Annotated in this window: 15 protein-coding genes; 11 read left to right on the top strand and 4 right to left on the bottom strand. The window is 71.2% G+C overall.

Translation table 11 applies throughout. From position 1 onward, the window contains the following. The first annotated feature begins 7 nt into the window (after positions 1–7). Positions 8–2359 (top strand): ComEC/Rec2 family competence protein, encoded by a 2352-nt coding sequence (locus tag M4D54_RS05355; RefSeq protein WP_259890646.1) that lies wholly within the window; start codon positions 8–10, stop codon positions 2357–2359. A gap of 125 nt (positions 2360–2484) precedes the next feature. Continuing rightward, positions 2485–3471 carry a DNA polymerase III subunit delta gene (gene holA / locus M4D54_RS05350; protein ID WP_193865932.1) on the top strand — a complete coding sequence of 329 codons (987 nt, stop codon included), beginning with the start codon at positions 2485–2487 and terminating at the stop codon, positions 3469–3471. Between the two features lie 101 nt (positions 3472–3572). On the opposite strand, the gene rpsT is transcribed toward holA, so the two are convergent. Continuing rightward, a complete protein-coding gene (gene rpsT, locus M4D54_RS05345) occupies positions 3573–3839 on the bottom strand; it encodes a 30S ribosomal protein S20 (RefSeq protein ID WP_193865931.1) in 267 nt (88 codons plus the stop codon). A 253-nt stretch (positions 3840–4092) separates the two neighbouring features. After that, on the bottom strand, positions 4093–4740 hold the full coding sequence (locus M4D54_RS05340) for a type II toxin-antitoxin system PemK/MazF family toxin (protein ID WP_259890645.1): 648 nt from the start codon (positions 4738–4740) through the stop codon (positions 4093–4095). Positions 4741–4846: 106 nt separating this feature from the next. Between M4D54_RS05340 and M4D54_RS05335 the strand changes: the two genes are divergently transcribed. From M4D54_RS05335 to hemW, 6 genes are all read left to right on the top strand, one after another. Next, positions 4847–6508: a circularly permuted type 2 ATP-grasp protein gene (locus M4D54_RS05335; protein WP_259890643.1), complete on the top strand. Its 1662-nt coding sequence runs from the start codon at positions 4847–4849 to the stop codon at positions 6506–6508. Then, a complete protein-coding gene (locus M4D54_RS05330) occupies positions 6498–7412 on the top strand; it encodes an alpha-E domain-containing protein (RefSeq protein WP_193865928.1) in 915 nt (304 codons plus the stop codon). Before M4D54_RS05335 ends, M4D54_RS05330 begins: the two co-directional genes overlap by 11 nt. Positions 7413–7455: 43 nt before the next feature. Then, positions 7456–8100: a M23 family metallopeptidase gene (locus M4D54_RS05325; protein WP_193865927.1), complete on the top strand. Its 645-nt coding sequence runs from the start codon at positions 7456–7458 to the stop codon at positions 8098–8100. Positions 8101–8258: 158 nt separating this feature from the next. After that, the gene (gene lepA, locus M4D54_RS05320; RefSeq protein ID WP_228019346.1) at positions 8259–10139 is read left to right on the top strand and encodes a translation elongation factor 4; all 1881 of its coding nucleotides are present in this window, start codon (positions 8259–8261) and stop codon (positions 10137–10139) included. A gap of 8 nt (positions 10140–10147) precedes the next feature. Then, on the top strand, positions 10148–10954 hold the full coding sequence (locus tag M4D54_RS05315; RefSeq protein ID WP_259890633.1) for an MOSC domain-containing protein: 807 nt from the start codon (positions 10148–10150) through the stop codon (positions 10952–10954). Next, the gene (hemW, locus tag M4D54_RS05310) at positions 10951–12129 is read left to right on the top strand and encodes a radical SAM family heme chaperone HemW (RefSeq protein WP_259890631.1); all 1179 of its coding nucleotides are present in this window, start codon (positions 10951–10953) and stop codon (positions 12127–12129) included. Before M4D54_RS05315 ends, hemW begins: the two co-directional genes overlap by 4 nt. A gap of 123 nt (positions 12130–12252) precedes the next feature. Here the strand turns inward: hemW and M4D54_RS05305 are convergent, their stop codons facing one another. Both M4D54_RS05305 and M4D54_RS05300 read right to left on the bottom strand, forming a co-directional pair. Continuing rightward, positions 12253–12909, bottom strand: coding sequence for a DUF4870 domain-containing protein (locus M4D54_RS05305; RefSeq protein ID WP_193865971.1), 657 nt, complete (start codon positions 12907–12909; stop codon positions 12253–12255). Between the two features lie 173 nt (positions 12910–13082). Beyond that, the gene (locus M4D54_RS05300) at positions 13083–13976 is read right to left on the bottom strand and encodes a DUF3097 domain-containing protein (RefSeq protein WP_193865925.1); all 894 of its coding nucleotides are present in this window, start codon (positions 13974–13976) and stop codon (positions 13083–13085) included. A gap of 200 nt (positions 13977–14176) precedes the next feature. Here M4D54_RS05300 and hrcA point away from each other — a divergent pair, with 200 nt between their 5' ends. The 3 genes from hrcA to M4D54_RS05285 all read left to right on the top strand — a co-directional run bounded on the left by hrcA (position 14177) and on the right by M4D54_RS05285 (position 17218). After that, complete coding sequence (hrcA, locus tag M4D54_RS05295; RefSeq protein WP_193865970.1) at positions 14177–15187, top strand: heat-inducible transcriptional repressor HrcA; 1011 nt, start codon at positions 14177–14179, stop codon at positions 15185–15187. Between the two features lie 73 nt (positions 15188–15260). Beyond that, positions 15261–16394, top strand: coding sequence for a molecular chaperone DnaJ (gene dnaJ, locus M4D54_RS05290; protein WP_193865924.1), 1134 nt, complete (start codon positions 15261–15263; stop codon positions 16392–16394). A gap of 2 nt (positions 16395–16396) precedes the next feature. Continuing rightward, on the top strand, positions 16397–17218 hold the full coding sequence (locus M4D54_RS05285; protein ID WP_193865923.1) for a 16S rRNA (uracil(1498)-N(3))-methyltransferase: 822 nt from the start codon (positions 16397–16399) through the stop codon (positions 17216–17218).

Here is a 17218-nt window from a genome sequence, read left to right as displayed (position 1 = left end):
GCGATCGATGCGGTGGAACGATCTGCGCCTGCTGCCCAGCGCCGCAGCCATCTGGAGCCTCGCCGCGATCGGCATCCTGCTCGGTGCACAGGCGGCCATCGCGGCGTGCGCGGTGCTGTGCTCGAGCGTGCTGGCGGCCATCGTGGTGATCCCGCGGCGAGCCATCACCCACATCCTGTTCGCGCACCTGGCCGTGGTAGCACTGGCAGGGGTGCTGCTGTTCCCCGTGCTGCTGCGCCACGATGAGACCAGCCGCGCCCTGCACACTGCGGCCGAGGAAGGGCTGGTCGTCCAGCTGGCCGTCACGGCCCGCGCTGATCCGGCGGCACCCAGCAGCGGACCGGAATGGTCCCGCTCAGGTCTGCAGATGATGGCCCGCACGATCCCTGCGAGGGTACGGATCGGCGCCGAGGAGGTGAGCGTGCCCGCCTCCGTGCCGGTGCTGGTGCGCTCCTCCGGCGAGGAGTCCCAGGCTGCCCTGGGCCAGGTGCGCGGGGGCCAGGACGTGTGGGTGCGCGGGACCGTCCGCAGCTCCGGCGGTCTGCTGGTGCTGAGCGTCACCGAGGCACGGCCCATCCCTGACACCGGGATCTCGGCCACCGCGCAGCACCTGCGTCACCGGCTGCGGGACCTCGCCCGGGAGAACACCGCCCATCTCCCGGCCGATGAGGCCGCCCTGGTGCGCGGCATGACCTCGGGGGACACCCACGGCCTCGGGCAGCGCAGCGAGGAGATCATGCAGCGCGCCGGCATCTCGCACCTGGTGGCGGTCTCCGGCGCGAACATAGCGCTGATCCTCGCCGCGGTGATCGCGCCCCTGCTGCTGGCCGGGGTGCGCAGGCGCCCGCGCCTGATGATCGCCGGCATCGCCATGGCCGGGTACGTGTTCCTGGTGGGGGAGGAGCCCAGTGTGCAGCGCGCCGCCACCATGGCTGCGCCGGTTCTGATCGCCAGGTTCGCGGGGGTGAGAGCCTCACCGGTCGCAGCACTGGCCCTCACGGTCGCACTGTGGTCCGTCCTGGATCCGGTCACCGCCGCATCCATCGGCTTCGCTCTTTCCGCCCTCGCCACCGGGGCGATCCTCATCGCTGCACCGCCCCTCGCAAACGCGATCACCGAGGCGACTGGCGAGAGGGTCAGTCGGGTACCCGCCCTGGTGCTGGCCGTGCCGCTGGTGGCGCAGCTTGCTGTCACCCCGATCCTGATCACCCTGGCCCCTGAGGTCTCCGCCTGGGCCGTGCCGGTGAACATGCTGGTGGGTCCGGTGGTCGGCCCCACCACCGTGATCGGCGTGATCGCACTGCTGCTGGGTCCCGTCTGGCCAGCCGCCGCGCAGCTTCTCAACACGATCGCCGCGGGCGGTGCTCACGTGGTCCTGCTCATCGCCGGCACCGCCAATGCTCTGCCCGGTTCCCGCATCCCCGTTCCCGAGGGAACGCCAGGAGTGCTCCTGGCCATCGCCGCCCTCGCCGTTGCTGCGGTCGCAGTGGCGGGGCGGCGATCCCGCACCGTGCGCTGGGTGATGGCGGCGCTCCTGGTCGCGGGGACAGCCCCGGCGCTCGCTCCCCTTCTGCCCGGTCGGGCCGGGAAGGAGTGGAGCGTCGCTGCCTGCGCAGTGGGGCAGGGCGATGCCGTGCTGCTGCGCAGCGGTGGATCCACCGTACTGATCGACACCGGCCCGGAGCCGGAACCACTGCGGGACTGCTTGAACCGCTTGCACGTCGACGCGATCGACCTGCTGATCCTCACCCACCCACACGCCGATCACACGGGAGGCCGCAGCGCCCTCACCGGGGAACGGGCCCCCGCCGAGCAGTGGGTGTGCCCGCTGCCCCACGCAACGCGGGACGTGGCCGCCGGTGACATGGTCAGCTCCGTCGTCGCAGGGGAGACCTGGCAGCAGGACGGTCTCGTGCTCGAGGTGCTGTGGCCGCCCTCGGCGCGGGCCGCGGAATCCGCGGCGCTGCGGGAGGACGGCTCGGGGGAGGGGGACGCCGCCAACGACTGCTCGGTGGTGGTCTCGGCCACCTGGCCTGACGGCACCCGCCTGGTGTCCCTCGGGGACCTCGAACCCGTTGCCCAGCGAGAGCTCGCCGCGACGGTACCGGGGCCCGCGCGCATCGTGAAGGTGGCCCACCACGGTTCACGGCGGCAGGATGCGGGACTGTACGAGCACCTCGCCCCTGAGCTGGCACTGGTCACGGTGGGGAAGGAGAACAGTTTCGGTCACCCCACCGACCATGCCCTGGACCTGCTGGGCGACGTGGGCGCGCAGGTGGTGCGCACGGACAGGCACGGCACCGTGATCCTCCCGGCCGATGCCATCGACGAGCCGCTGTCCGTCGGACCACCCCGATGACGGGGCCGGCCATCCTTTCGAGCCAGCGGCCCGCCGCGCCTCCGCCCCGCGTCTACCGCTTTCTGCGATCCCGGCTGTCGCACCCGCCCGATAGGATCGCCACGTCCCGTTGTGAAGGAGTGCCCGTGAGCGATGTCGAGTGGCACAGCGTCGCCCTCGCCCCGATCGTGCTGGTCCACGGCACCGAATCGCTGATCGCCGAACGCGCCGTGCAACGGCTGCGCTCCCTGGCCCGGGAGCAGGACGATGCCGTTGCCTTCCACGAGCTCACTGCGGAGACCATCACCGCCGGGTCCCTCTCCCAGGTCACCAGCCCCTCCCTGTTCGGGGAGCCGCGCATGGTGATCGTGCCCGAGCTGCAGGCCGCGCCCGAGTCGCTGATCACCGAGATCCTCGCGTACATCCCCGCCCCTGAGCACGACGTCACCCTGGTGCTCGTGCACCGCGGCGGCAACCGCGGCAAGAAGTTGCTGGACACCCTGAAGAAGGCGGGCGTGCCCCGCGTCCCGGCCGATCCGCTCAAGCGCGTCGGCGACAAGCAGGCCTTCGTGGCGGCCGAGTTCGCACGGGCCGGCCGCCGCATCCAGCCCGAGGCCGTGGCCGCCCTGGTCGACGCCTTCGGAACAGACCTGGCCGAGCTCGCCGCGATGAGCCGCCAGCTGATCGAGGACACCACCCCCGACGAGGGCACGCAGGCGCAGCCCCTCACCCTGCAGGACGTGCGCCAGGTGACCGCTGGCCGTGTGGAGTCCACCGCCTTCGCCGTGGCCGATGCCGCGATCGCCGGCCGGGAGCGCGAAGCCCTCCAACTGCTGCAGCAGGCTCAGCTGGCCGGGGCCGACCCGGTCCCCATCGTCGCCGCGATCGCCTCCAAGATGCGATCGCTGGCCAAGGTGACCACCCCCGGCGCGAACGCCCGCAGTCTCGGCATGCCTGACTGGATGATCCGCAACCTCAGCCGTGACGCCCGCGCCTGGAACGACCGCTCGCTGGCCCGGGCCCTGGAGGCCGTGGCCCGCGCCGATCACGAGGTGAAGGGGGCTGGCCGTGACCCCCGCTGGTCCGTCCAGCACATGGTGATCGAGATCGGCCGCGCCCGCCGGGCGCGCTGAGGTCACCGCCCCCGGGCGCATCCCCCCGGCATGCGACGAGCCCCGCACGCCGGTGGCGTACGGGGCTCGAGTGGTTCAGCTCAGGGGCTGACCGGAGTCGTTCAGGCGCTGATCTTGGAGACCAGCTTGGCCAGGCCCGACTTGCGGTTGGCGGCCTGGTTCTTGTGGATGACGCCCTTGGAGACGGCCTTGTCCAGCTTGCGGGACGCATCCTTCAGGGCCTTGGCGGCGCCCTCGGCGTCACCGGCGGAGGCGGCGGTGCGCACCTTGCGCACGTAGGTCTTGAGCTCGGACTTGACCGCACGGTTGCGCAGGCGCGCCTTCTCGTTGGTCTTGTTCCGCTTGATCTGGGACTTGATGTTTGCCACGAAGACTTCTCTCTTGTGCTGTGGAGGTGGAACATCCGCGGCGGCCGAGGACCGCTGCCGACGGGGACGGGCGGTGGGGTTCGCCTGGAGACGTCGGTACCGGGTCGCTGCCGCGGGTACTCGCCCGGGTCGCACCTACCGGCGAACCCTGACACGGTGGGGCCTCCAGCATGCGCACACCGAACGGTATGTCACACATACGAGCGTCGACATTACCAGAATCGCTGATCAGCGGCACTGCCCCGGTGACGTGTCATCCGTCCCATCCGTGGACCTCGCGCGCGGCCGCCGCCACCCGGTCGAAGCGGTCCTCAGCCAGGCGCGATCCCTCGCGCCGCACCGCCTGCGGGCTCAGCCGCAGCAGCCGGTCCACCCGCACCTCACTGGGTCGCCCCTTGCTGTCCCAGGATCCCGATCCCACGTCGATCCAGGTGGCGCCGTGCTCGTCAACGTGCACCCCGTCGTTCTCGGCGCGGTCACGGGAGGTGAGCATCAGGGCCACCAGCACCGCGCCCTCGCCGTCGCGGCCGCCCGCGCGAGCATCCTCCTCCGCGAGCACCAGCACGGGACGGTCCTTGCCGCGGGAGAGGTCCTCCTCGTACGGCACCCACGCCCACACGATCTCCCCGGGATCCGGGTGGCCGTCCAGCCGCGGCGCGTACGTGATCGCCAGAGGCGCCGAGCCGTCACGGTCGGCGAGGGCCGATGCTGTCGCGGTGGACACTCCCGCTTCGCCCCCATGATCGTTCGCGCGCCGCCGCGCGGCCGACCCGGAGCGGCCGGAGCGCGTCTCGGAGACCGAGCGCACCGCGGCCCGGCCCAGGTCACGCGCCGTGCGGCGCACCGCGGGGGAGCGCGCGGCGGTGCGCAGCAGGGAGCTCAGACGGGATCCGAATGACATGGGGTTCACCTCTCCGGACGGTTCGTCCCCCTAGTGTGCAACGGCCCCCGCCATCATGCTGACGGGCCAGGACGTGCCTCGTGTGATGACGGTGTTAGATGGGGCCATGCCAGGCAACACCCTCTTCCAGGAGTACGACGCCGCAGGCGACGGCGACGAGATGTTCGCGCCGGACGGCCACGTGCGGTCCACGTACGGATTCCTCCACGAGGCCCTGTCCGGCCTGGGGCTGGAGGAGTTCCGGTCCCGTTCGGAGACGCTGGCGTCCAGCTATCTCGATCAGGGTGTCACCTTCGACTACGCGGGTGAGGAGCGTCCCTTCCCGGTCGATGCCATCCCGCGGGTCATCGCCGCCGAGGAATGGGCGCTGGTCTCCACCGGCATCGAGCAACGGGTACGTGCCCTGGAGGCGTTCCTCGACGACGTGTACACGGATCGTCGAGCCGTGGCCGACGGTGTGGTGCCGGGGTCGCTGCTGGACTCCTCCACCTACATCGTCGATGCCGTGCAGGGCTACCGCCCGCCCAACGGGGTGCGCATCCACATCTCCGGCATCGACCTGGTGCGCGACGGCTCCGGAGGCTTCCGGGTGCTCGAGGACAACGTGCGCACCCCCAGCGGTGTCAGCTATGTGCTGTCCAACCGCCGCGCCATGGCCCAGGGCTTCCCCGAGCTGTTCTCCCATCGGCCCGTGCGGCGGGTCAGTGAGTACCCCGGCCGTCTGCTGGCCGCACTGCAGGCCGCGGCACCGCACGCCGTGGGGGAGGAGGCCACGGTGGTGGTGCTCACCCCCGGGCGGTACAACAGCGCCTACTTCGAGCACTCGCTGCTGGCGCGCACCATGGGAGTGGACCTGGTCGAGGCCAGCGATCTGGTCGAGCGCAACGACCGCATCTACATGCGCACCACCGCCGGCCTGCGCCGCGTGGACGTCATCTACAAGCGCACCGACGACGACTTCATCGACCCCGAGGTGTTCCGCCCCGACTCCATGCTGGGCGTGCCCGGCCTGGTGAGATCGATCCTGGCCGGCAACGTGGTCGTGGCCAACGCGATCGGCAACGGGCTGGGCGACGACAAGCTCACCTACACCTACGTGCCGGACATGATCCGGTACTACCTGGGCGAGGAGCCGGTGCTGCCCAACGTGGACACCTGGCGCCTGGAGGAACCGGAATCCCGCGCCGAGGTGCTCGACCGCCTCGATGAGCTGGTGGTCAAGCCCGTGGACGGATCCGGCGGCAAGGGCATCGTGATCGGGCCGGCTGCTACCGACGCCCAGCTGCAGGAGCTGCGCACCCGCCTCGAGCAGGATCCGCGCGGCTGGATCGCCCAGCCCGTCGTGCAGCTGTCCACCATCCCCACCCTGATGGAGGAGGGGCCCGAGCCGCGGCACGTGGACCTGCGGCCCTTCGCCCTCAACAGCGGGGAGGACGTGTGGGTGCTGCCCGGCGGCCTCACCCGCGTGGCACTGCCCAAGGGAGAGATGATCGTGAACTCCTCGCGCGGGGGCGGCTCGAAGGACACCTGGGTGCTGGCCTCGCAGACCCCCACGCAGGTGGAGGTCTCCACCCCGGAGGGCGAGGTGCGCGTGGTCGAGCAGACCGGGGTGGACGAGCCCTTCGACGAGGACGAGGACCTGCTGGGCACCGAGCCCGAACCCGTCACCGCCGCCATCCCCATCCTCGACCTGGAGGACGAGGACCAGCCGGACCACGACGTGCAGCCCGACCCCGACGAGCAGGAGGAGCACAGCGATGCTCAGTAGGATCGCCGAGGCCGTCTTCTGGATCGGCCGCTACGTGGAGCGCGCGGACCAGACCGCCCGCATCCTCGATGTGTCCCTGCAGTCGATCACCGAGGACGCCACCCACGACGTCGGTCGTGCCTGCAAGGACGTGTACTCGATCTTCGGCGCCTCAGCGCAGGACCCGCAGGACCACACCGTCCAGCGGGTGCTGGACCGCCTGGTGACCGACCGGACGAACCCCTCCTCCGTCGCTGGTGCCCTGCAGACCGCCCGTGAGAACGCCCGGGGTGCCCGCGAGGTGCTCTCCACCGAGGTGTGGGAGTCGCTGAACACCACCACGCTCGGCATGGCCCGCTCGGTGCGGCCCTCCCGGATGCACGGCGCCTTCCAGTTCGCCAAGGACCGCTGCGCCGTGGTGAACGGCCTGATCGATGCCTCGATGACCCGTGACGAGGCCTGGCTGTTCCTGCGGGTGGGACAACTGCTGGAGCGCGTGGACATGGTCGCCCGCATCCTGCAGGGCCACGACCTGGAGGACGCCACCGACGGCAACGTGGTGATGCTGCTGCGCAGCTGCAGCGCCCACGAGGCCTACATCCGCTCCTACCGGGGCCGGGTGCGCGCCGCACGGGCCATCGAGTTCCTGCTGCTGGACTCGATCTTCCCCCGCTCGGCGGCGCACTGCCTGATCGAGCTGGACGAGGCCCTGGACATCCTGGCCAAGCTGCACGGCAGCTCCTTCGACCGCATGGGCACCGAGGACCCGGCCCGCCGGATCGTGGGCCGGGCCGCCGCCAGCCTGCGGTACCGCTCCCTGGACGACATCGTCGCTGACTTCGACACCGAGATGGAGCAGCTGCAGCGGGTCACCGTCGCCGTCAGCCGCGCCTTGAAGAGCACGTACTTCGAGCCCGGCACCTGACCGGCCGGGCCCCACCGACCCCGGCACCCCGGATGAGGACGTGATGGCACGAAGACCCCGCACCCCCGTTCCGCTGCGCGTTCCCGGACCCGGGCGCTGGCTGGTGCAGAACAGCCCGGCCGACCGGATGCCCAGCCACGGCACGCGCCTCTATGCCCTGGAGCAGTCCATCGACCTCACACCGGTGGGGGCGGACGGGCGCTCCGGCGCCTACACCCTCCGGTCGTTCCTGCGTCCGGAGGCACCGGAGCACTTCGTCGGCTTCGGCAGTGAGATCCGCGCCCCGATCGACGGCACCGTGCGGGCCGCGCACGACGGCGAACCGGATCACGCCGCCCATCGCGGGCTGCCCTCGGTGGGCTACATGCTCACCCAGCGTCGACGCGCGGCCGAAGGCTGGACCGGACTCGCTGGAAACCACGTGATCATCGAGGCCGACGCCGGCGTCGCCGGCCCCGCCGTGTTCCTCGCCCTGTGCCACCTGCGGCAGGGCAGCCTGATGGTCCGACCAGGCCAGCAGGTGCACCGCGGGAAGGTCCTCGCGCAGTGCGGCAACTCCGGCAACTCCACCGAGCCCCACGTGCACCTGCAGGCGATGGACGATGCAGATCCCACCCGGGCCCGGGCACTGCCCATCACCTTCCCCGGCGGCCTTCCCCGCAACGGCTCCGTGATCGAAGGCGAGTGAGCAGCCGGCGCCCCGGGGCATCGCACGGTTCGCCGGGTGAGCGTGAGCACTCGCGCCGTGCCCCGCTGAGTACCAACCCGGTGCCCGTGAGACGATGGACGGCGCGCCGCGACCGCGGTGCGCGCCTGCCACCACGACCTGCCACCACGAAAGGACGGATGCCGGTGACCCCGAGGATCGCCGCCGACGAGGCCGCGGACATCCAGCCCGCCTCGACGCCCCAGGAGCGCATCCGCAACTTCTGCATCATCGCGCACATCGACCACGGCAAGTCCACGCTGGCCGATCGCATGCTGCAGATGACCGGCGTGGTGGACGAGCGCCTCATGCGCGCCCAGTACCTGGACCGCATGGACATCGAGCGCGAGCGCGGCATCACCGTCAAGAGCCAGGCCGTGCGCATGCCCTGGCAGGTCGACGGCACCAACTACGCCCTGAACATGATCGACACGCCCGGCCACGTGGACTTCACCTACGAGGTGTCCCGCTCGCTGGCCGCCTGCGAAGGGGCGATCCTGCTGGTGGACGCGGCCCAGGGCATCGAGGCGCAGACCCTGGCGAACCTGTACCTGGCGATGGAGAACGACCTCACCATCATTCCGGTGCTCAACAAGATCGACCTGCCCGCCGCGGACCCGGACAAGTACGCCGCCGAGATCGGTCAGCTGGTGGGCGTCGATCCCGAGGACGTGCTGCGGGTCTCCGGCAAGACCGGCCAGGGAGTCGAGGAGCTGCTGGACCACGTGGTGCGCACCCTGCCCCACCCGGAAGGGCAGGTGGACGCCCCCTGCCGCGCCATGATCTTCGACTCCGTGTACGACACCTACCGGGGCGTGGTCACCTATGTGCGTGTGGTCGACGGCTCCCTCAAGGCCCGCGACCGCATCGCCATGATGTCCACCGGAGCGCACCACGAGCTGCTCGAGATCGGCGTGAGCTCCCCGGAGCCCAGCCCCACCCAGGGCCTCGGCCCCGGCGAGGTGGGCTACCTGATCACCGGTGTGAAGGACGTGCGCCAGTCCAAGGTGGGCGACACCGTCACCACCTCCGTGCGCGGGGCCACCGAAGCGCTGCCCGGCTACGCGGACCCCAAGCCGATGGTGTACTCCGGGCTGTTCCCGATCGACGGCTCCGACTACCCGGTGCTGCGTGACGCCCTGGACAAGCTGAAGCTCAACGACGCTGCCCTGAACTACGAGCCGGAGACCTCCACGGCCCTGGGCTTCGGCTTCCGTGTGGGCTTCCTGGGGCTGCTGCACCTGGAGATCGTGCGCGAGCGCCTGGAGCGCGAGTTCAACCTGGACCTGATCTCCACCGCCCCGTCGGTGGTGTACCACGTGACCATGGAGGACGGCACCCAGGTCGAGGTGCTGAACCCCTCGGACTTCCCCGAGGGCAAGGTGCGGGAGATCAGCGAACCGGTCGCCAAGGCCACCATCCTGGTGCCCAGCGAGTTCGTGGGCGTGGTCATGGAGCTGTGCCAGTCCAAGCGCGGCAGCCTGGGCGGCATGGACTACCTCAGCGAGGACCGCGTGGAGCTGCGGTATACGCTGCCGCTGGCGGAGATCGTGTTCGACTTCTTCGACCAGCTGAAGTCCCGCACCCGCGGCTACGCCTCCCTGGACTACGACGTCTCCGGGGAGCAGACCGCCGACCTGGTCAAGGTGGACATGCTGCTGCAGGGCGACCCGGTGGACGCCTTCAGCGCCGTCGTGCACCGCGACAAGGCCTACAACTACGGCGTGGAGATGGCCGGCAAGCTCAAGAACCTCATTCCGCGCCAGCAGTTCGAGGTGCCCATCCAGGCCGCCATCGGCTCCCGCATCATCGCCCGTGAGAACATCCGCGCCATGCGTAAGGACGTGCTGTCCAAGTGCTACGGCGGCGACATCTCCCGCAAGCGCAAGCTGCTGGAGAAGCAGAAGGAGGGCAAGAAGCGGATGAAGAACATCGGGTCCGTCGAGGTCCCCCAGGAGGCCTTCATCGCCGCACTGTCCTCCGACGCCGGGGACACCGGCAAGGACGGCAAGAAGAAGTAGGAGGTTCCGTGGACCCCGCGCACGCCCCCAGCGCATCGGCCGCGGCCGAGCCTGCGCCCGGACCCCCGGCGCAGCCCTCCGGGGCACCCCGCATCGCCGCCGTGTGCACCGTCGCCCAGCTGTTCCCGGTGCCCGACCGCGGCCTGATGAGCGGCATCGACAAGCGGCCCGTGGACCATCCCGTCACCCTGCTCACCCACGGGGTGCTGGGCGATGTGCAGGGCGATCGTGAGCACCACGGCGGCATCTTCAAGGCCGTCTACGCCTACGCCCGCGAGACCCGGGAGGCCTTTGCCGCAGAGCGCGAGCAGGAGCTGCCCGACGGCTTCTTCGGGGAGAACCTGGTGACCACCGGCTACGACACCGACGAGACCCTGATCGGGGAGCGCTGGCAGGTGGGCACAGCGCAGATCGAGGCCACCTGCCCCCGCACCCCGTGCGGCACCTTCACCGCTCGCATGGGGGACCGTCGCTTCGGCCGGCGCTTCACCGAGGTGGGACGCTGCGGCGCCTACTTCCGCGTGCTCACCGAGGGGGACGTCACCGCCGGTGACGCGATCGAGGTGCTGCACCGCCCCGAGCACGGCGTGACCATCGGCGACGCGTTCCGCGGCCTGGATGCCGAGCAGGCACGTAACCTGCTGGCATGGGCCGGGCAGACCGGCACCGTGCTGTACGAGTCCCTGGTGCAGGCCGCGCTGCGCGTGCTCGAGCGCGATGCCAATGAATCCGGCAGCACCGATCAGGCGCCCGTCGCGTTCCCCGACCGTCTTCGCTCCACCGGTCGTGGCCTGGGCTTGGGCATGGGACTGTGACCCCGGCACCCCCCGTTGCCTCCGGGCCCCCGGACCTGTCCGTCTACATCCACGTGCCGTTCTGCGCGGTGCGGTGCGGGTACTGCGACTTCAACACCTACACCGCCACCGAGCTGGGCGGGGGCGGCTCGCAGCGCGAGTACCCCGCCAACGCGATGCGCGAGATGGACCTGACCCTCGCTGCGGATGCGGCAGGCGGGTACCCGTACCAGCAGGTCTCCACCGTGTTCTTCGGCGGCGGCACCCCCACCCTGCTGCCGGCCGGGGACCTGATCGCGATGCTCGCTCACCTGCGCTCCCTGATCCCCCTGGCGCCGGGTGCGGAGGTCACCACCGAGGCGAACCCGGACTCGGTCACGCCGGAGTCCCTGGCCCAGCTCGCCGAGGGCGGCATCACGCGGGTCTCCTTCGGCATGCAGTCGGCGGTGCGCTCGGTGCTCAGCACCCTGGACCGCACCCATGACCCCGAGCGGGTGCCGCAGGTGGTGCAGTGGGCCCGGGAGGCGGGCCTGGCCGTCAGCCTGGACCTGATCTATGGCACGCCGGGGGAGACCCTCGCCGATGTGGAGACCTCCGTGCGCGCGGCACTGTCCTGCGGTGTGGACCACCTGTCCGCATACTCCCTGATCATCGAGGGGAACACGGCGATGGCGCGCCGGCTGCGGCGCGGGGAGATCACCCCACCCGACGGCGATGACATGGCCGACAAGTACGAGCTGATCGACGACCTCGCCACAGCCGACGGCCTGTCCTGGTACGAGGTCTCCAACTTCGCGCGCAGCCCCGCGCACCGCTCGCGACACAACCTCGCCTACTGGCAGGGCAAGGACTGGTGGGGCATCGGCCCGGGCGCGCACCGCCATCGCGACGGCCTGCGCTCCTGGAACGTGAAGCACCCCAGCCGCTACGCGGCGAAGCTGAACGCCGGGGAGCTTCCGGTCGCCGAGTCCGAACAGGTCGATCCTAAGGCCCGCCGCATGGAGCGCATCATGCTGGAACTGCGGATCATCGACGGGCTCGACGTGGACGTGGTCCCACCGGCCCAACGACCCATGCTGGAGGTGCATCGGGACCGGGGGCACCTGGATGCGGACGCCCTGGCAGCGGGCCGGGCGGTGCTCACGCGACCCGGCAGGCTCCTGGCCGACGCGGTGATCCGCGACCTCGTGCCCTGAGACCCCAGCGCAGCGGCTCCCCGCCACACCCGGTACGGGCCGCGGGTGCGCACCCCGTGCAGGACGAAGCCCCCGACAGCACGACGCGCGGCCGGCTCCGGGGGCTTGCCCTCTGCGGTCAGGTCACTTGACCAGGCGGATGTTCAGCGGGTAGTTCCACCACTCGCCCTGGTTGGCCCTGACCGCACCGATGATCGCGAAGATCAGCTGGATCAGCGCCGGGATGCCGACCAGCGGGAACGCCGCGAAGCCGAGGCCGAGGGTGACGAACCCAAAGATGCCGAGCACGACCCCGAGCACCACCTGGGCGATCACCACGGCGATCGCACCGTTGAGGGCCTCGGCGGCGTTGTAGCGCACGAACCGGTTGCGGTCCTTGTACATCAGGAAGATGATCAGCGGGCCGATCCAGCCCAGGAAGCCCCAGCTGAGCAGATGGCCCAGCAGCACCGCCAGGTGCGAGAACATCGACCACAGCTTGGCGTCGGACTCCGTGGTGGGCTGGCCCGACAGGGGCCCCTCGTACACGCCCTTGACGTTTGCGGGCAGAGCATCGAGGGTCTGGGTTCCCTGCGGGGCGCCCTGCCCGGCGTAGGCGCTGCCCTGGGCCTGGCCGTAGCCGGCGTTCGGCTGACCATGGCCAGCGCCCTGCTGGCCGTAGGCGGCATTCTGCTGGTGGCCAGCGCCGTGCTGGGCGGCGCCGGCCTCGGACGCAGCCGCGGGGCCCGGGTTCGCGGGCTGATCGCGGTAGGGATCGTAGGGATGCGAGTTCTCGTTCATGGGTCCCCTCTTCGTCAGGACGGGGAGCCGAGATGGCCGCCGCCGTCGTGGTCGGATGCCCCCAGCCTACCGAGAGCACCTGATCTGGGCCCCGCGGCGCGCCTCCCGATCAGGCGGGGGATAGCCCCCGGTCGCAGGTTGCGCATCGGGCACCCTCGTTGGGCACGCGGTGCTCACCCCTCGACGGTCACCCAGTCGATGAGCTCCTCGATCCGCCCGGACAGGGTGGGCTCGACGTCGGCGTAGGAGCGGACGGTGGCCAGGATGCGCTGCCAGCCCTCGGCGATGTCGGCCTGATCGGAGTGCGGCCAGCCCAGGGCCTTGAGCGTTCCCACCTTGATGTCGGTGCCGCGGGGCACGTGCGGCCATGCCTTCAGGCCCACGCGTGCCGGGCGCACCGCCTGCCACACGTCCACGTAGGGGTGCCCCAGCACGATCACGTTGCCGGGGGCGCCGGGCAGGCGCATCACCTGCTCGGCGATCCGGGACTCCTTGGAGCCGGTCACCAGGTGGTCCACCAGCACACCGAGCCGGCGTCCCGGGCCGGGACCGAAAGCCTGCACTCGCTCCACGAGGTTGTCGGCGCCCTCGAGCTGCTCGACGACGACTCCTTCGATGCGCAGGTCGTGACCCCACACCTTCTGCACCAGTTCGGCGTCGTGCTTGCCCTCGACCCAGATCCGGGAGGCGCGGGCGGTCCTGGCCTTCGCGCCCTCGACGTACACCGAGCCGCTCGCGGAGCGCTTGGGGCCGCTGGGTGCTGGAGCCCGCTGGGGGAGGGTGAGCACCACCGGCTTGCCGTCGATCATGAACCCGGGCCCCAGGGGGAAGCCGCGGCGGCGGCCACGTGCGTCCTCGAGCTCGACCACGTGCACACCGCCGGCCTTCTCCACGCGGGTGATCGCGCCGGTGTACCCGGTCGCCGCGTCCTCGACCACCAGGTCCCGCTGGGCGGGAACCTCGCGGGCGGCGGGACGGCGGCGGTGGTGCGGCGGAGGCTCGGAGGAGAGCACGTCGCGGCCGTAGCGGTCGAAGGAGGGGGAAGAGCGGTCGGGCACGGCGCACACCGTACACCGAGGCGCCACGCCGGGTGACCGTCTCGCATCGGTCCCGGACGGCGGCGGTCTCGGCTCGTGGCGAACGCCTCCTGCCCGGTTCGCTGAGGACAGGTCGTGAGCGCGTAGGATTGGCACTCGACATCCCCCAGTGCTAATCCTGGTGGCCGGGCGTGAGCGCCCTGCCCGGCACCAGCAGGTCCCTGCAGGAGGTGAGACCAACGGACAGCAGGAAGCTGCAGATCCTCGGCGCGATCGTCGAGGACTACGTCTCCACCCGCGAACCCGTCGGCTCCAAGTCCCTGCTGGACCGGCACGATCTCGGGGTCTCCGCCGCCACGGTGCGCAACGACATGTCGGTGCTCGAGGAGGAGGGGCTGATCACCCAGCCCCACACCTCCGCCGGTCGCGTCCCCACGGACAAGGGCTACCGCACCTTCGTGGACCACGTGGCCACCGTGAAGCCGCTGTCGGCCCCCGAACGCCGCGCCATCCAGGCGTTCCTGGAGGATGCCGGTGACGTCGAGGAGCTGCTGCTGCGCACCGTACGGCTGCTGGCCCAGACCACCCATCAGGTGGCGATGGTGCAGTACCCGGCCCGCAAGCAGGCGCGGATCCGCCACGTCGAGCTGGTGAAGGTGGCCGACTCCCTGCTGCTGGTGGTGCTGATCACCGAGTCCGGCCGGGTGGATCAGCGCACCGTGCCGCTGCTGGCCGCTCGGGAGGACGCCTTCTACCAGGGGCTGCGGGACCAGCTGAACCGGGCCGTCGCCGACCATGAGGTCACCGACGTCGAACGGGCGCTGCTGGAGCTGATCGATGCCCAGCCGGCAGCGGACCGGCCCAGTGTCGAGGAGGTCGTCACGGCGCTGCGCATCCTGGCCGCTTCCCGCGCGGAGGACAGGATCATGATGGCCGGCACCGCCAACATCGCCCGCTCCGCCGAGGACTTCGCCCGCGATGTGGAGCCGCTGCTGGACGTGCTCGAGGAGCAGCTGGTGCTGCTGCGCCTGTTCACCGAGATGCACGCCAAGCCCGGCTCGGTCGAGGTGCGCATCGGCTCGGAGCTGCAGACCGAGGCCCTCACCCAGGCCGCCGTGGTCGGCGCCGGGTACGGTGCGGGCTCGCACATGGCGATCCTCGGCCCCACCCGCATGGACTACGTCACCGGGATCTCGACCGTGCAGGCCATCGCCCGCTACGTCTCCCGCTACCTGGAATGACACGGCGCCGCGTCCCGCAGCCCGGGACGAGCGCCCCCGCTACCACCGTCTCCCTTCCTGAGGACTTCGCACAGTGAACGACGATTACTACGACCTGCTCGGTGTCTCCCGTGACGCCTCCACCGAGGAGATCAAGAAGGCGTACCGCAAGCTGGCTCGCACCCTGCACCCGGACGTCAACCCCGATCCGGACGCCGCCGAGCGGTTCAAGAAGGTCTCCCAGGCGTACGAGACCCTCTCCCACGCCGACAAGCGCCGACAGTACGACATGGGCGGAGGCCCCGGCATGGGCGGCTTCCCCGGCGGGTTCCCCGGGGGCGGCGCCAGCTTCGACTTCAACGACATCTTCGACATGTTCGCCGGTGCCGCCGGGATGCGAGGCGGCCGTGGGCAGGGCCCGATCCCGCGCCAGCGCCGCGGCAGCGACGTGCTGCGCCGCGTGGGCATCGAGCTGCGTGACGTCGTGTTCGGCACCGAGAAGGAGATCCGCTTCCGCACCGCGGGTCGCTGCGAGCGCTGCAACGGCTCGTGCTGCGAGCCCGGCACCAGCCCCACCCGCTGCACCGCCTGTGGAGGCTCCGGCCACGTGCAGCGCGTGGCTCAGTCGCTGCTGGGCCAGATGGTCACCATGGCCCCCTGCCCCACCTGCGAGGGCCACGGCGACGTCATCGAGTCCCCGTGCACCGCGTGCTCCGGGCACGGCCGCGTCACCACCGAGCGCACCGTCACCGTGCGCGTGCCCTCCGGGGTGGAGAACGGCACCCGGATCCAGCTGCGCGGCGAGGGAGAGGTGGGTGAGGCCGGCGGGCCGGCTGGAGACCTCTTCGTCGAGCTCACCGTCGCCGATCACGACATGTTCGACCGCGACGGCGAGGACCTGGTCACCACCGTCGAGGTGCCGATGACCTCCGCCGCGCTCGGTGCCACCGTGCCGCTGGAGACCTTCGACGGGGTGCAGCAGCTGGACATCCGGCCCGGCGCCCAGCCCGGCGAGGAGATCACCCTGAAGGGCCTGGGCGTCACCCCCTTGCGGCGCGAGCGCCGCGGCGACATCCGGGTGGTGCTGGACGTGGACATCCCCACCTCGCTCTCGGACGAGGAGCGTGACCTGCTCGAGCAGTTCGCCCGCATCCGCGGCGACGAGGCCACCCGCCGCAAGGGCCAGGGCCCCTTCGCCAAGCTCCGCGAGCGCCTGCGCGACCTCTGATCATGCCCACCACGCCGCCCGCCTTCCTGATCCTCGACGACGCGCTGGAGCATGCCGGCAGGGGCGCTGCCCTCACCCTGGACGGCGAGGAGGGCCGCCACGCGGCGAAGGTGGCGCGCCTCGGCGTAGGGGAGCAGATCCTGCTCACCGATGCCGCCGGCCGCCAGGTGCTCGCCGAGGTCACGGCCGCCCGCAAGGAGGCCCTGGACCTGCACCTGCTGGCGGGGCCGTCGGCCCCCGCCCGGCGCACGCCGCGGCTGACGCTGGTGCAGGCCCTGGCCACCGGAGGACGCGACGAGCAGGCCGTCGAATCGGCCACCGAGCTCGGGGTGGATCGCGTGGTGCCCTGGCAGGCCGAGCGGTCCGTCGCCGTGTGGCGCGGCGAGAAGCAGCGCAAGGGCCGCGCCAAATGGGAGAACACCGTCCGAGCAGCGGTCAAGCAGTGCCGCCGCCCCGGTATCCCGAGGGTGGACGAGCCGGTGAGCACCATGCAGCTGGTCGACGAGGTGCGCCGATGCACCGAGGCAGGGTCCCTGGTGCTGGTGCTGCACGAGCAGGAATCCGTGGGCCTGATGAGTCTGGCCGACGAGCTGCGGAGGATGGGCCGCAGATCGGCCGCGGATGCGGCGTCGGCTTCCGTGGGCGCAGCGGCGCAGATCATCGTCCTGGTCGGCCCTGAGGGCGGGATCGCCGACGGCGAGCTCGTCCAGCTGCGTGAGGCGGGGGCGCGCAGCGTGCTGCTGGGGCCCGAGGTGCTGCGCTCCTCGACCGCCGGCCCCGCTGCGATCGCCGTGCTCAGTGCTCTGATCGGGCGCTGGGGTTGA

This window comes from Brachybacterium sp. p3-SID1565, from assembly GCF_025143785.1.
GTDB classification, from domain to species: domain Bacteria; phylum Actinomycetota; class Actinomycetes; order Actinomycetales; family Dermabacteraceae; genus Brachybacterium; species Brachybacterium epidermidis.
The sequence above is the reverse complement of the archived record's forward strand: the minus strand, read 5'-3'. Positions and strand labels throughout refer to the sequence as shown.